This window comes from Mucilaginibacter sp. SG538B (genome assembly GCF_013376065.1).
GTDB lineage: Bacteria > Bacteroidota > Bacteroidia > Sphingobacteriales > Sphingobacteriaceae > Mucilaginibacter > Mucilaginibacter rubeus.
Genome location: NZ_JABMJI010000008.1, coordinates 85,415 through 99,462, shown reverse-complemented (window position 1 = coordinate 99,462; position 14,048 = coordinate 85,415). Strand labels below are relative to the sequence as shown.

General features: G+C 45.2%; 12 protein-coding genes. 6 read left to right on the top strand and 6 right to left on the bottom strand.

Annotated features, from left to right (window positions below; all coding sequences use genetic code 11):
* Positions 1-78 precede the first annotated feature (78 nt).
* The 3 genes from FHW88_RS28670 to FHW88_RS28660 form a co-directional block, all read right to left on the bottom strand.
* Positions 79-888, bottom strand: coding sequence for an N-acetylmuramoyl-L-alanine amidase (locus FHW88_RS28670; RefSeq protein ID WP_176628932.1), 810 nt, complete (start codon positions 886-888; stop codon positions 79-81).
* Complete coding sequence (locus FHW88_RS28665) at positions 885-1,331, bottom strand: Fur family transcriptional regulator (RefSeq protein ID WP_091175311.1); 447 nt, start codon at positions 1,329-1,331, stop codon at positions 885-887. Before FHW88_RS28665 ends, FHW88_RS28670 begins: the two co-directional genes overlap by 4 nt.
* Before the next feature lie 214 nt (positions 1,332-1,545).
* Positions 1,546-1,965: a MerC domain-containing protein gene (locus FHW88_RS28660; RefSeq protein WP_176628931.1), complete on the bottom strand. Its 420-nt coding sequence runs from the start codon at positions 1,963-1,965 to the stop codon at positions 1,546-1,548.
* 146 nt (positions 1,966-2,111) lie between these two features.
* Here FHW88_RS28660 and FHW88_RS28655 point away from each other — a divergent pair, with 146 nt between their 5' ends.
* Positions 2,112-2,750 carry a sphingomyelin synthase family protein gene (locus FHW88_RS28655; RefSeq protein WP_218117326.1) on the top strand — a complete coding sequence of 213 codons (639 nt, stop codon included), beginning with the start codon at positions 2,112-2,114 and terminating at the stop codon, positions 2,748-2,750.
* A 19-nt stretch (positions 2,751-2,769) separates the two neighbouring features.
* Here the strand turns inward: FHW88_RS28655 and FHW88_RS28650 are convergent, their stop codons facing one another.
* Positions 2,770-4,263, bottom strand: coding sequence for a gluconokinase (locus FHW88_RS28650; protein WP_176628930.1), 1,494 nt, complete (start codon positions 4,261-4,263; stop codon positions 2,770-2,772).
* Between the two features lie 230 nt (positions 4,264-4,493).
* Here FHW88_RS28650 and rhaT point away from each other — a divergent pair, with 230 nt between their 5' ends.
* The 5 genes from rhaT to FHW88_RS28625 all read left to right on the top strand — a co-directional run bounded on the left by rhaT (position 4,494) and on the right by FHW88_RS28625 (position 11,474).
* The gene (rhaT, locus tag FHW88_RS28645; RefSeq protein ID WP_176628929.1) at positions 4,494-5,630 is read left to right on the top strand and encodes an L-rhamnose/proton symporter RhaT; all 1,137 of its coding nucleotides are present in this window, start codon (positions 4,494-4,496) and stop codon (positions 5,628-5,630) included.
* Positions 5,631-5,663: 33 nt separating this feature from the next.
* A complete protein-coding gene (locus FHW88_RS28640; RefSeq protein WP_176628928.1) occupies positions 5,664-7,784 on the top strand; it encodes a bifunctional aldolase/short-chain dehydrogenase in 2,121 nt (706 codons plus the stop codon).
* Positions 7,785-7,957: 173 nt separating this feature from the next.
* The gene (locus tag FHW88_RS28635) at positions 7,958-9,232 is read left to right on the top strand and encodes a sugar isomerase (protein WP_176628927.1); all 1,275 of its coding nucleotides are present in this window, start codon (positions 7,958-7,960) and stop codon (positions 9,230-9,232) included.
* A gap of 4 nt (positions 9,233-9,236) precedes the next feature.
* Complete coding sequence (locus FHW88_RS28630) at positions 9,237-10,625, top strand: FGGY-family carbohydrate kinase (protein WP_090528206.1); 1,389 nt, start codon at positions 9,237-9,239, stop codon at positions 10,623-10,625.
* Between the two features lie 69 nt (positions 10,626-10,694).
* Positions 10,695-11,474: a polysaccharide deacetylase family protein gene (locus tag FHW88_RS28625; RefSeq protein WP_090528209.1), complete on the top strand. Its 780-nt coding sequence runs from the start codon at positions 10,695-10,697 to the stop codon at positions 11,472-11,474.
* A 32-nt stretch (positions 11,475-11,506) separates the two neighbouring features.
* Here the strand turns inward: FHW88_RS28625 and FHW88_RS28620 are convergent, their stop codons facing one another.
* On the bottom strand, positions 11,507-12,358 hold the full coding sequence (locus FHW88_RS28620; protein WP_090528212.1) for an alpha/beta fold hydrolase: 852 nt from the start codon (positions 12,356-12,358) through the stop codon (positions 11,507-11,509).
* Positions 12,359-13,183: 825 nt separating this feature from the next.
* Positions 13,184-14,032 carry a ThuA domain-containing protein gene (locus tag FHW88_RS28615; RefSeq protein WP_218117325.1) on the bottom strand — a complete coding sequence of 283 codons (849 nt, stop codon included), beginning with the start codon at positions 14,030-14,032 and terminating at the stop codon, positions 13,184-13,186.
* Positions 14,033-14,048 lie beyond the last annotated feature (16 nt).

The window sequence follows — 14,048 nt, the reverse complement described above, 5'->3', positions numbered from 1 at the left end:
AAAGCGCCGGATTGAGGAGAAAATCCTATAGCCCATGTAACGGAAGGCTGGGCTTTCAGCTTTAGGCATTCAGCTTTTTTATGCCCCTATTGCCTTCCTGTAATTTCGAAGTGCCCTGATGATCGTCATTACAATTTCGTGCTGCCCTTCGTCCGAGTTAAGGTACTCCTCCTCTTCGGGGTTATTAATGAAACCGGTTTCAATCAATACAGCAGGCATAGCGCTATGGGCCAGCACCAATACTCCCTGTTCTTTCACACCATTACTTTCGCGGCCATCTACCCCGGTAAACTCATCGTCAAGCAAATCACCAAAACGGATACTTTGCTTACGGTATTTTTGAATATAAGCATTCAGTACGATCAGGTTTGAAGGATCGCTTTCATCATAGCTCTCGTAGTTCTGTTTGTAATCCTTTTCCTGGAAAATAGAAGCATTTTCGCGTACGGCCTCTTCCTGCTCCTTAAGGCGGTGGAAACCGTATACCAGCATCAGCACACCTTTTTGCTTGTGTGCACGTGCGGCAGTTCCCTCGGGCGATGAATTGCAGTGAATGGAAATAAACAGGTTGCCATGGTTTTGATTAGCAATAGCCGAGCGCTGGTTTAGCGGGATAAAGGTATCATCGGTACGGGTAAGGATAGCGTTAACATCAGTAATGGCCGTATCAAGAGCTGCCTTGAGCTTCAGGGCTATTGACAGTGTTACATTTTTCTCAAACGAATGTGAACCACGCGCCCCGGCATCCTTGCCGCCATGCCCGGCATCAATAACAACCGTTTTAAACCTAAAAGTTGTAACAGCAGGTATAGTATCTTTTTGCTGCGCGAATGAATTTTGAAACAGGAATAACAGGATGATCATCCCGGGCAAAGCGATGTATTTCATTTTTTCACCGCCTTTTTACTGCACCTGGGGCATAAGCCATGAGCATACAGGGTAAAGCCATGCGACTCAAAACCCGCTGGAAGATCTATTGCGGGCAAGTTCATATCATTAAGGCAATATACATTTTTGCACTGGGTGCAATTAAAATGCAGGTGCTCGTCATGGTGATCATGCTCATTACAACTTGACGAGCAAAGTGCATAATTAGCCGTACCGTTTAAATCAAATATCTTATGGATGATCCCTTTTTCTTCAAAAGCATTAAGGATCCGGTAAAGGGTAACCCTGTCGATATCATGCATCAGGTTCTCCAGGTCGGGCTGCGAGGTAGCCGAATGCCTTGACGACATCATGGATAAAACCCGCAGCCTGGGCGCGGTTTTTTTCAGGTGATGCTTATCAAGCAGGTGCTCAAAATGATGTATATCGCGGGTTTGTGTCATGTATTAATTGGGTAATAATTATAAGGCCGCTAATTTAATAATGGTACGTATAATATGCGCCATTAGTTGCCGGCTTTTATAACGGTATTTTTTATCGGCTTAGTATGATGGTTTGATACAGCCCGGGCACTATGCTTTTCATGGTTACAAGCCGGACTCAAAAAGCAGTTGAACAGCAAAAACGTATAAAAGAATTTCCTGTGGCGCTTGTCCATTATTCAACCTTTTTAAGTTTATATGTTTTATGATCATGGTTGCAGGCGCCGGTATACCTATAATTTACATAATGCGCGGCGGCTATCAGCAAGCCTCCAACAGGAACTATCATAGCCTCGGATTTTCCTGTTGTTGTAAACGCGTGCCCTGCCATTATGATAACAAAACCTGATACAAGCATAAATAGTGGAACTGAACGGCGATGCGTACGCCGGTAAGATAAGCCTATAGAATACACTCCTATCACCAGGGCGAAAATGATCATCCCCCACTCTACCCAGGCGTTAGCCAAAAAACCAAGGCCCACCAAGGGCAAACTGGTAAACAGCAAAGGCACTACTGCACAATGGATAGCACAAAGCGTTGAAGCGGTGATACCAATATTATCCAGCCGGGGCGAAAGCTTTTGAAAATCCATGCCGCAAATATAAACAAGTTAATGCAACACAATTGCATTTGTTCCCACTATCCATATTTGAGTTTATTAAATTAACAAATACCTGACAATTACTTAATATTAATCAGCAAACTGTATTTTTGCAGGCTTTCTAAAAAAAACACAGATTGAATTTAGCCTCCATTTATCATATAAAACAGCTTTGGCAGAGCGCCTACGATACCCGGGCCAGCAGGCTCAAGTTACTGGGTGCCACTATAGTCATAGTCATCATCATTAACCTGTTACCGTCTTTTTTTAAGTATGTTGAAAAAAGGCAAGACGGCGTTGTACTTAATGATTGGGTATTGGCCCATTTACCCTCTTACGATTTCTCAGTTCCGATTTTTATACTCATCTGGAGCATGGGCCTGCTCATGATGTGGCGGGCGCTTTATAACCCGAGGGTATGTATCACTTATATCTGGACACTGAATTTTGTATGTATTGCCCGGTTTATTACTATCGGCCTGGTCAAGCTCAATCCGCCAGTGGGCCTTGTCCCGCTTATTGACCCAAGCACAAGCGTGTTTTACGGGCATACATTTATCACCAAAGACCTGTTTTTTTCGGGCCACACGGCAACCATGGTACTCGTATATCTGCACCTGCAAAAGCGAACAGACAAACTGATCGCATTAATTTGCGCAATAGTATTGGTAGTATTACTGTTGATACAGCATATTCATTACACTATTGATGTAGTGGCCGCGCCGTTTTTTGTATATGGTTGCTGGAGATTGGTTAAGTGGCTGGGGCTGGAATGATAACTTTTTTAATCCGTCTTCACTCCCATCCATCCACCAAATGCATGCTGTCCTTTAAATCACCATACAGCTTTTTAAACACCGGGAACATTTTGCTGTATACTTCATGATTTTTAGGATTTGGTTCGATAAAATCCTGTTGTTCAACACGGGTAAGCATGCCATAACTTTCAGGATATAATACCCGTGCAGCGAGATAAATAGCGCCGAGCGCTGATGAATCTTCAGACTGAAGCACTGCGAGCCTTTTCCCGGTGATATCTGCCAGGACCTGTGTCCACACTGCCGAGCTGGTAAAACCACCACTGATATTAACTTGTGTAATCCCGCCCGATGCATCTTCCAATGTTTTAAGCACATCATTCAGCGCAAAGCAAATGCCTTCAAGCCCCGCACGTAAAAAGTGCGACCGGGTATGTGCCGGCTTGATATTAAAAAATGTGCCGCAGGCTTTGGTATCCCAGAGCGGAGCACGTTCACCGTACAGGTAAGGTAAAAATATAAGTCCGTTGCTGCCGGCGGGTATGGTTGCTATCTCATTAAACAAAGCGTCATAATCAGCAGCGGTAAGGTTATCCTTTTGCAAAAAGTTTTTGAGCAGCCAGTTTACCCCTATACCTCCGTTATTTACTGCTCCGCCGCATACATAAGTGTGTTCATCAAGCAGGTAATTAAAAACCATGGCTTCGTAATTGTAAACCGGCTTCGGGCTGGTAATGCGCACCGCGCCGCTGGTACCTATAGTAAGCGCCGCTACATCCGGGCCGGTAGTGTGGCTGCCCAAATTGGCACATGCCCCATCACTTGCCCCTATAACAAACGGGGTAACGGCATTTATCCCGGTTAATGCGGCTACTTCAGGCCTGATATTGTTACGGTAATAAGTGGTATTAACCGGGGTTGATAATTTTGAAGCAGTAATACCGGTGAGTGTAAGAGCCTCATCATTCCATTCTTTCGTTACAATGTTAAACAGTCCTGCAGCCGACGCAATGGAATAATCAACCTCAAAAACACCAAAAAGCCTGAACCAGATAAACTCCTTTATCGAAATGAATTTATGGGCGGCTTCAAAGATTCCACTTTGATTATCACGCAGCCACAGCAACTTATTTAGGGGCGACATGGCATGGATTGCTGTGCCGCAGTTATGATAAAGGCGTTCACCTTTTTTAGTTGCACGCAATGCCTGCGCGATGCTCTCGCTCCGCGCATCTGCCCAGGTCATCATAGGCAGCAGCGCTTCGCCATGCTCATCAACCGGAATAATACTATGCATAGCGCTGCTCAGGCTCACGGCCTGCGGAACGGCGCCCAATTTAGCAGTAATACCGGCAAGGCATTTTACAAAAGCGTCCCAAATCAACAGCGGATCCTGTTCGCTGTAACCGGGTTCAGGGCTATTAATGGGATAATGATTGGATACTGTACCTAATGGTTCGCCCGTTAAACTTACCGCTACGGCCTTTGTACTGCCGGTGCCAATATCAATACCTAAAATATATGCCTGCATAGAGATGTATTTGATTGCCAAAATAATAAACAGAACCGGGATTGTCAGAATCAGAATTTACAGAATTTTTGAATTAGCAGAATACTCTACAGAGATTTCCTATTCTGAAAATCTTATAATTCTGTAAATTCTGATTCAGATGAAATTACGGTACATCCATGACAGCAAAGGACAGTTCCGGCATTTAAATTATCTACATTAGCCTTACCAATATAAACCAATCAGAGAATATGCAAGTAATTTTAGGGGTCATCTTCCATTTTATCGGTGGCTTTGCTTCGGGGAGCTTTTACATCCCCTACAAAAAAATAAAAGGCTGGGCCTGGGAAAGCTACTGGATAGTAGGCGGCATTTTTTCCTGGCTCATTGTGCCACCGCTGGCAGCATGGCTTACTATTCCCGGCTTTGCCGATATTATAAACCATACGGATACTGCTACCCTTGGCTGGACGTACCTTATGGGACTGCTGTGGGGCATTGGCGGTTTAACGTATGGATTAGGGGTACGTTACTTGGGAGTATCGCTGGGTAGCACCATTATACTGGGCTTATGCTCGGTTTTTGGGTCGATAATTCCATCGGTGTATTATGACCTTTTCCCGAAAGAAGGGAAAGATACTTTTACGCTGATGCTGCACAGCGAATGGGGGCAGATGGTTTTATTGGGCATTGTGCTTTGTGTAGTGGGCATTATTATATGCGGTAAAGCAGGTATGATGAAAGAGAAAGAACTCTCGGCCGATAAAACCATAGCCCAGGAGAATAAAGATTACCGCTTTGGTTTAGGTATACTGGTGGCGGTAGTTTCGGGGATCCTGAGCGCTTGTTTCAACTTCGGTATTGAAGCCGGGAAACCAATGGCCGATACCGCTAACCAGATCTGGCAGGCGGCGCATCCGGGACAGGGCAATTTCCTGTTTTCAAACAACGTAACCTATATTATTATACTATGGGGTGGCTTAACCACTAACTTTATATGGTGTATGGTGCTAAATGCCCGCAACAAAACGTTTGATAATTATACCGATAAAAAAACACCGCTGCTTAAAAACTACCTATTTGCGGCACTGGCCGGCACAACCTGGTTTTTACAGTTCTTTTTTTACGGTATGGGCGAAAGCAAAATGGGTAATGGCGCCAGCTCCTGGATCCTGCACATGGCTTTCATTATCCTGATAGCTAATACGTGGGGCCTGGTACTTAAAGAGTGGAAAGGCGTAAGTAAAAAAGCATTCGCAACGGTAATAGCCGGTATAGCAGTAATTGTAATATCGGTACTGGTTGTGGGATATGGAAATAAGATAAAACCCGAAAAACCGACGGTAAAAGCCGAGCTAAATAAGCCAACGATAAAAACAAATCAATAATTCATTAACTCAATAATTCAACAATTAAAATATATGTCGTCGAAAACAACTGAATTTAAACACGTAAGCTATTTGTGGGATGAAGCAAAAGCCGCCGAACTGGCGGGCGATGAAGTAGCCCTGCTCATATACCGCTCCAACCTTTTGGGTGCCGACCTGCGCCTTACCAACTACGGCGGCGGCAACACCTCATGCAAGTTGATGAGTAAAGACCCGCTTACCGGCAATGATGTTGAGGTAATGTGGATCAAAGGCTCGGGGGGTGACATTGGTACGCTGAAAAAGAGCGGCTTGGCTGCCCTTTATGTTGATCGCCTTCGTAGCCTGAAAAACATTTATCGCGGGGTTGAATTTGAAGACGAAATGGTGGAATTATTTAACCATTGCATCTACGATCTTAACTCGAAAGCGCCATCTATTGATACGCCGCTTCACGGCTTCCTGCCATTCAAACACATTGATCACCTGCACCCTGATGCTGCCATCGCCATCGCGGCAGCAAAAGATGGTAAAAAAATAACCCAGGAGCTTTTTAACGGCACCATCGGCTGGGTTGAATGGAAAAAACCAGGCTTTGAGCTCGGCCTGCAATTAAAACAATGCCTTGACGAAAATCCCGGCATCCGTGGTATAATGCTGGGCTCGCATGGTTTATTCACCTGGGGCGATACGGCTTACGAAAGCTACATGAACACGCTTGAGGTTATTGAGCGCTGTGCCGAATATCTTGAAGAAAACTACGGAAAAAAAGGCCCTGTTTTCGGTGGTCAAAAAGTTGAAAGTTTGGACGAGACCAGCCGTAAAAAACAGGCGGCTGCCCTTGCACCTATATTACGTGGTTTTTGTTCAAGCTACAGGCACATGGTTGGTCATTTTACTGATGATGCCCGCGTACTGGAATTTATTAACTCCAATGACCTTGACCGTTTGGCCCCATTAGGTACCAGCTGCCCTGACCACTTCCTGCGTACAAAGATCAGTCCGCTGGTGCTTGACCTTGCACCGGGCGAAGACCTGAGCGATGTTACCGCGTTAAAAGCACGTTTGGCTCCTGCCTTTGAGGCTTACCGCCAAATGTATACTGATTATTACAATACCTGTAAGCATGATAACAGTCCGGCTATCAGGGATACCAACCCGGTGATCATCCTGTATCCGGGTGTAGGCTTGTTCTCTTTTTCAAAAGATAAACAAACCGCCCGTGTTGCTGCCGAGTTTTATACCAACGCCATCAACGTAATGAAAGGTGCTGAAGCTATCTCCGAATATACTTCCCTCCCGCGCCAGGAAGCTTTTGATATTGAGTACTGGCTATTGGAAGAAGCCAAACTACAGCGTATGCCTAAGCCAAAAGCCCTTTCAGGTAAAATTGCCCTGATCACCGGCAGCGCAGGTGGTATAGGTAAAGCTATCGCCAAAAAATTTGTTGATGAAGGCGCTGTAGTTATTCTGAATGATATGAATGCCGAGCGCTTGGAAGGTGCAGGTGAGGAGTTCAAAAAGCAATACGGCAAAGATTCATACACAACTGCCGTACTTGACGTAACCAAAGCCGATCAGATCAACGAAGCGCTTGAAATTGCTGCTTTAGCTTTCGGCGGCGTTGATATTGTGGTGAACAACGCCGGCTTGTCTATCTCTAAATCAATTGCCGACCATACTGAAAAAGACTGGGATTTATTGTATGACGTACTGGTTAAAGGCCAGTTCTTCATTACCCAGGCGGCAGTTGCTGTGATGAAAAAACAAGACATTGGCGGCGACATTATCAACATTGTAAGCAAAAACGCCTTAGTGAGCGGACCGAACAACGCCGGCTACGGCTCGGCAAAATCGGCCCAGTTACACCTGAGCAGGCTGAACGCGGCCGAGCTTGGCACCGATAAAATCCGTGTGAACGTTGTTAACCCGGATGCCGTAATCAGCGACAGCAACATTTGGGCCGGCGGATGGGCCGAAGGCCGTGCTAAAGCTTACGGCGTTACCGTAGATGAACTGCCAGCGTACTACGCAAAACGTACTTTATTAAACGAGGTGATTTTACCTGCCGATATAGCTAATGCCTGCTTTGCCTTTACAGGCGGCCTGCTTAACAAATCAACCGGTAACGTGTTGAATGTTGATGGCGGCGTGGCGATGGCGTTTGTGAGATAGTTACAGTAACCCATGTCGTTGCGAGCGATAGCGTGGCAATCGCACGGAAGCATGACCACCATGCGTAGCCACTCTGTATAGCATGCGATTGCTTCGTTCCTCGCAATGACATATTTATAAATTTTGCAAGTTCAAGCGTCAAACTTGAACTTGCTTTATAACCAATACCAATTATGCAGTTAGAAAAATATAAAATTGATGAAGCCAATCATCAGCAACTAAAAGATCATCAGCGCAAATTTGATTTTGTTGCCGGTGATGTAAAAAATCTGGATACCATCCTGCAAAAACTGATTGATTTTAATATTGCTATACCAAGCTGGGCTTTGGGTACGGGTGGTACCCGTTTCGGCAGGTTTTCGGGCGGTGGTGAGCCGCGTAGCCTGGAAGAAAAAATTGAAGACGTGGGCTTGATCCATGCACTTAACCGTAGCAGCAACTCTATTTCGCTGCACATTCCCTGGGATATCCCATCCAATGCCTCAGCTATCAAAGCTCATGCAGCGCAGTTGGGCTTGCATTTTGATGCGGTTAACTCCAATACCTTCCAAGATCAGCCATCACAGGAGCTGAGCTACAAATTTGGCTCATTGCACCATGTAGATAAAGCGGTACGCAAACAGGCTGTTGCCCACAATATTGAGGTGATCAAATACGGCGTTGAACTTGATTCAAAAGCATTATCGGTTTGGCTGTCGGACGGATCGAACTTCCCCGGTCAGTTGAACATGCGCGGCGCGTTTGAACGCACTTTAGAAAGCTTACAGGAAATTTATGAGGCACTGCCTGACGACTGGAAAGTTTGGGTTGAGTATAAACCTTATGAGCCTAACTTCTACTCAACCACTATTGGCGATTGGGGGCAATCATACCTGTTATCATCAAAACTGGGACAAAAAGCACAAACATTAGTTGATCTTGGTCACCATTTACAAGGGGCAAACATAGAGCAAATAGTTTCATTACTGCTGATGGAAGGCAAACTGGCCGGCTTCCACTTTAATGATTCAAAATATGGTGATGATGACCTTACCGTTGGCAGTATCAATCCATATCAGTTGTTCCTGATCTTTAACGAACTGGTTGAAGGTATGGACGCCCGCGGCATGACACACGCCACTTCTATAGGCTGGATGATCGATGCTTCACACAATGTAAAAGATCCGATTGAAGACCTGTTACAATCAGTAGAAGCCATTAAGATAGCCTATGCACAGGCATTGTTAGTAGATACTCCAGCATTGGTACAGGCCCAACAGGATAATGATGTAGTACTTGCCCAGGAAATATTGCAGCAGGCTTACCGCACCGACGTCCGTTCGTTATTGGCCGAAGCACGCTTAAGAGCAGGCGGCGCGTTAAACCCGCTGGCTGTTTACAGGCAGCAAACTATCAGGCAGCAACTGATAAACGAAAGAGGAGCTAAAGCAGTATCAACCGGATTGTAAGTCTATGGAGCCGATACCTGTTATAGCCGTTTTTGATGTGGGTAAAACCAACAAGAAGCTGTTCCTGTTCGATGAGAACTACAAAATAGTTTTTGAACGGACAGCCCGTTTTTTGGAAACCCACGACGAAGATGGCGACGCATGTGAAAACCTCGACAGCCTCAGGTTATCGGTGTTTGATTCATTGCGGGAAATTTTTAAGCATAAAGAGTTTGATCTTAAAGCGGTCAACTTTTCAACTTATGGCGCCAGCTTTGTTTATGTTGATGAACACGGCAAGCCGCTTACCCCACTGTATAATTACCTCAAACCATATCCGCCTGAACTGAGCAGGCAGTTTTATGAAAACTATGGCGATGAAGCCAGGTTTGCTTTAGAAACCGCCTCGCCGGTTTTGGGCAACCTTAATTCGGGATTGCAGTTATACAGGCTTAAATATCAACAGCCCGAAGTGTTTAAGCGGATAAAGTATGCCTTACACCTACCCCAATATATGAGCTATCTTATCAGCGGGCAAATGGTGAGCGACCTTACCAGCATTGGCTGCCATACCGCTCTTTGGGATTTTGCTAAGAACACCTATCACAACTGGCTCAACGATGAAGAGATCCTGCCCAAAATGGCGCCTCTTCATCCCGCAGATAGTGTGCTTCCGGCCGAATTTCCGGGCAGCACTTACAAGGTTGGTATTGGGTTGCATGATAGTTCGGCAGCGCTCATCCCTTACCTCGTGAGCTTTAATATGCCCTTTGTGCTGATCTCTACGGGTACCTGGTCTATCAGCCTGAACCCTTTTAACCAAACACCGCTTACAGCTGATGAGCTGAAGCATGATTGTCTTAACTACCTGCAATATAAAGGCAGCCCGGTAAAAGCCTCACGTTTGTTTACGGGTTATGAATATGAGCAGCAGGTAAAAAGAATAGCCGCCCACTTTAACCAGGACGAGATCAGGTATCGTGCCATAAATTATGATCCTGCAATTGCAGCCCGGTTAAATAATCAGCCGTCACTACAGGCAAATGAAAATGAAGGCCAGTTACAGAAATCGGCATTTGAGCAACGCGACTTAAACAGTTTTGCCGATGATGTTAAAGCTTACCACCAACTCATGATTGATATTATTGCCCAGCAAACCATATCAACCAATTATGTTTTAAACGGCTGTACGGTAAAGCGCATTTTTGTAGATGGCGGCTTTAGTAAAAACAGCGTTTTCATGCACCTGCTGGCGCTGGCCTTCCCTCATTTGGAAGTTTACGCCGCGTCGATGGCACAGGCAACTGCCGTAGGTACAGCATTGGCTATTCATCATGCCTGGAATACCAAAACACTGCCGCATGACCTGATCGAGCTGAAATATTATTCGGGGGTGCAGAGCGAGGTATGTTAAAATTATGAAGAGATCCGGTTATCCAACCGGATTTTTTTATTTTAGGCCAATTAATCCAAAGCCCCCGTCATGAAAAAATTAGCGCTGTTTCTGTTATTGCTCAACTTTTTATTTGTTGCCAACGCTCAACAAGCCAAACGCAAAAAAGCCATCATTGTGCTTACATATGATGACGGGCTAACTTCGCAGCTAAACACAGCCATTCCGCAACTGGATTCGGCACATCTTACCGCCACCTTTTTTTTAACCGGAAACATGACCGAAGCTTCGTTACCCCGCTGGCGCCAGGCAGGTAAAAAAGGTTACGAACTCGCTAACCATACTTTGTACCATCCGTGCCTGCTAAATGTAAAAACTAATCCTGCCGACAATTCGGCCAATTATACCCCATATATCATGGTGCGCGAAATAAAGGAAATGAACACCCTGCTTTTTGCCCTTGATGGTAAAACCGGCGGCCGCACTTATGCCTACCCCTGCACTGAACTTGAAGTTGGCGGCGTGAACTATGTTGATACCCTGCGTAAAGCAGGCCTCGCAAAATACGCCCGTATAGGCGGCGGGCCGGATGCTGTGATCACTGATTTTAAAAACCTCGACCCGTTAAAAGTGCCCTCATGGGGCGTAACAGGCAACCCGGTAACCGGCGATGCCCTGATAGATTTTGTAAAGAAAGTACAACAAAGCGGTGGACTGGGCATCTTCATGTTTCACGGCGTGGGCGGCGATTATTTGGTTACACCCGCAGATGCGCACAGGAAGCTGTTAGCATATTTAAAGGCACACCGAAACGAAATTGAAGTGACAACTTTTATGAAAGCCATGGATGAGGTGATGGCAGCCAAATAGTTTTATAAAAGCTTAAAGCATTTTATGTAAAATTAAGCTATCAGGCTAACGAGATCTGATATAACAAGCTCATCTTTAATAATGCGTTCATGACCGGGGCCCTGGTATACTTTGGTTTCAACTTCGGGATGAGCGATAAGGAAGTTTTCCAGGAATGCGAAGGGTGCAATTTTATCTTCCGGGTCATAGGCTAACCAATGCTTCCCGACCAGGCCGGCAGGATATAAATTATGAAGTGTAAAATCCGAAGCCTCCATATCAAACAATGCCTCAAAATCAGTAAAGAATTGATCCTGTAAACCCGGGGCTACATCGGCCGCGTTCAGGCTGGCTATAAAATTCTCTTTCAGATTAATCAGCGGGGCAATGCTGATGAGCAAGGCAGGCTGAATAGCCGTTTCCTTAATAGCAATGGCATTGGCCATTCCCCCTAACGAGTGACCGATGAGCACATCGGGCGCCCCAAAGGTTTTGATTACCGTTGCCGCAGCTTTGGCGAAGAGCAGGAGGTTTGACAGCTCTCCTTCCGAGCTGCCGTTACCCGGTGCATCAAAAGCTATTACCTGCACATCATCAACACTTTTTAAAGCCGTAATGAGCTCGGCAAAGTCGGCGGCTTTTGAGCCCCAGCCGTGGGTGATAAGTATTTTGCGTTTCCCCTCTCCCCAGGTAAAACCGTTGAACTTTAAAGTAGATTTGGCAAAATGAGGATCATCTATTTCAAGTGTAAAAGGTTTGGCTTCATCAAGCAAAAGTTGCTGCTGCAGGCGGACCGGCATTTTAGGCGAATAACAGATCAATTGCCATAGCAAGTTAACCGTACCAGGCGCTTCGGCGCCATTAAGAGATTTTACCTGGTTAAATACCGTTTTTAACTTTTTCATAAGCGAGGCAGGATTTCGCCGGCAAAATAAGCAAAAGCGCCTTTAAAATATACCAATAGGTATTTTATTTACATTGTCCCGACGAAGTCCTGCATTCCAATTGTAACAAAACGCATGTCCCAAATTTTTGATTCCCCATAAAAATTTAAAAATCCTGCCGGCGTTCTTTTTTGGAAAAACGGGGGTGTTCCAAATTCTGAATGTAAAAACGCGGAACACCTTTTTTATGAAACACGTTGATATTCAATATTTTAACATTTACGTGAAACATTATTAAAATACTGATAATCAACACTTAAAACTATAAAGAGTTTAAAACGCGTTTTTTTGAAAGGTTAAAATTGGTAGCATTTAAAAGTGTAATTTTGCCGATTTTTTAGCGTTTTTTTGAGAAAAAACCCAATGGAGGCTTTATCTGTCTGGCATACTGACAATGTGGCGACACCATTTTTATGCTCTGTTTTTCCGATAGTTTTTTGCGCCCGGATACGCAGGAATTTCTTGCCTGTGGCGGGGAGCGTGGACGCTCCTTCCCTGGCAAGGTTCAGGCGTGGATGCCATAACCGTTAATCTAAGGGATTAATTTAACGTAAGCGCTTTAAAATCCCCTCTTGAGAGGGGGCGCAGTAGGAAAAAGCGGGAGCAGGGATGTGTTATACAAGCGATAAGCCGCACGTAGAATAACACACCCCTCCGCCCCTCTCAAGAGGGGAATCGCACATTCCCCCACTTTTGAAGAGTTTTTTTCTTAGGTTACGGTTCAGGGCGTGGATGCACCTTAAACCCGCGTAAAAATAAAACTTCCGCTTCAAGGGGCTGGTGCCACTATTTTCCTCTGCCTAACCAAAGCAGCGAGTTGATGATCAGCTTATCAACATTATCGTTAGCAAAAGTTTGAGAAAGCTCTTTGTTTGTGCCGCCGTCATAGTCCATATCATTGTGACCTATGTTGAAATAAACCATGCGGTAGTTTTTATTAGTCCAGGCTACGGGGTAGTAACCGCTATGCCAGATCTCGTGTTGCTTTGGGCCTGTACCCAAGGGAAAACTTGTTGAATCAACCGCCAGCAGGATATCGATATCCGGATTTTTACGAAGATCGTGTTCCCAGCGGTACCATTCGTTAGGGTTGGTTTTAAAAGTGATGGGCAGGCCTTTGGTTACCGGATGATTAGCATCCTCAACTCTTAAAATGGCCGAAGTTGGGTGCCAGGTATTGCTCACATATTGTCCCGAACCGAGGAACTCGTTATGGTACCAGTCCCAGTTTTGCGGAAAGTCCGAGGGCGTAAGCGCGAAGGCCGAAAAATGAAACCCCATCCAGGCGCCGCCCTTTTTCATATACTGTTCAAAAGCTGCACGTTGTTCGGGGTTATCAGTGCGGGTATCTAAAAATATTACTACCTGGTATCTGGCCAAAAACTCAGGGTTCATATTTGCCCAGTTGTTGGTGCTGTCGTAGGTAAAATTATACTTTTTAGCAATTTTAGGAAACCACCGATTAGCCTCGTGCATAAAGCTGATATGCGCCAGGTCGTTCCGACCGGTGTAAAAGGCAACTACTTTGAATTTTTTGTGGCTTTGGGCGTTGGCGTTTACTGCTGTAAAAAAAGCTATAATGATGAGAGCCACAAGCAGCATGGCCCTGTTGATCAGATTTCGGTTGATGTTCATATCCCTGCGTTTATAA

Excerpts from the sequence above, each read along its gene's own strand:
- FHW88_RS28670 (WP_176628932.1), bottom strand. The coding sequence starts at position 888 with ATGAAATACATCGCTTTGCCCGGGATGATCATCCTGTTATTCCTGTTT.
- FHW88_RS28665 (WP_091175311.1), bottom strand. The coding sequence starts at position 1,331 with ATGACACAAACCCGCGATATACATCATTTTGAGCACCTGCTTGATAAG.
- FHW88_RS28660 (WP_176628931.1), bottom strand. The coding sequence starts at position 1,965 with ATGGATTTTCAAAAGCTTTCGCCCCGGCTGGATAATATTGGTATCACC.
- FHW88_RS28650 (WP_176628930.1), bottom strand. The coding sequence starts at position 4,263 with ATGCAGGCATATATTTTAGGTATTGATATTGGCACCGGCAGTACAAAG.
- rhaT (WP_176628929.1), top strand. The coding sequence starts at position 4,494 with ATGCAAGTAATTTTAGGGGTCATCTTCCATTTTATCGGTGGCTTTGCT.
- FHW88_RS28640 (WP_176628928.1), top strand. The coding sequence starts at position 5,664 with ATGTCGTCGAAAACAACTGAATTTAAACACGTAAGCTATTTGTGGGAT.
- FHW88_RS28635 (WP_176628927.1), top strand. The coding sequence starts at position 7,958 with ATGCAGTTAGAAAAATATAAAATTGATGAAGCCAATCATCAGCAACTA.
- FHW88_RS28630 (WP_090528206.1), top strand. The coding sequence starts at position 9,237 with ATGGAGCCGATACCTGTTATAGCCGTTTTTGATGTGGGTAAAACCAAC.
- FHW88_RS28625 (WP_090528209.1), top strand. The coding sequence starts at position 10,695 with ATGAAAAAATTAGCGCTGTTTCTGTTATTGCTCAACTTTTTATTTGTT.
- FHW88_RS28620 (WP_090528212.1), bottom strand. The coding sequence starts at position 12,358 with ATGAAAAAGTTAAAAACGGTATTTAACCAGGTAAAATCTCTTAATGGC.
- FHW88_RS28615 (WP_218117325.1), bottom strand. The coding sequence starts at position 14,032 with ATGAACATCAACCGAAATCTGATCAACAGGGCCATGCTGCTTGTGGCT.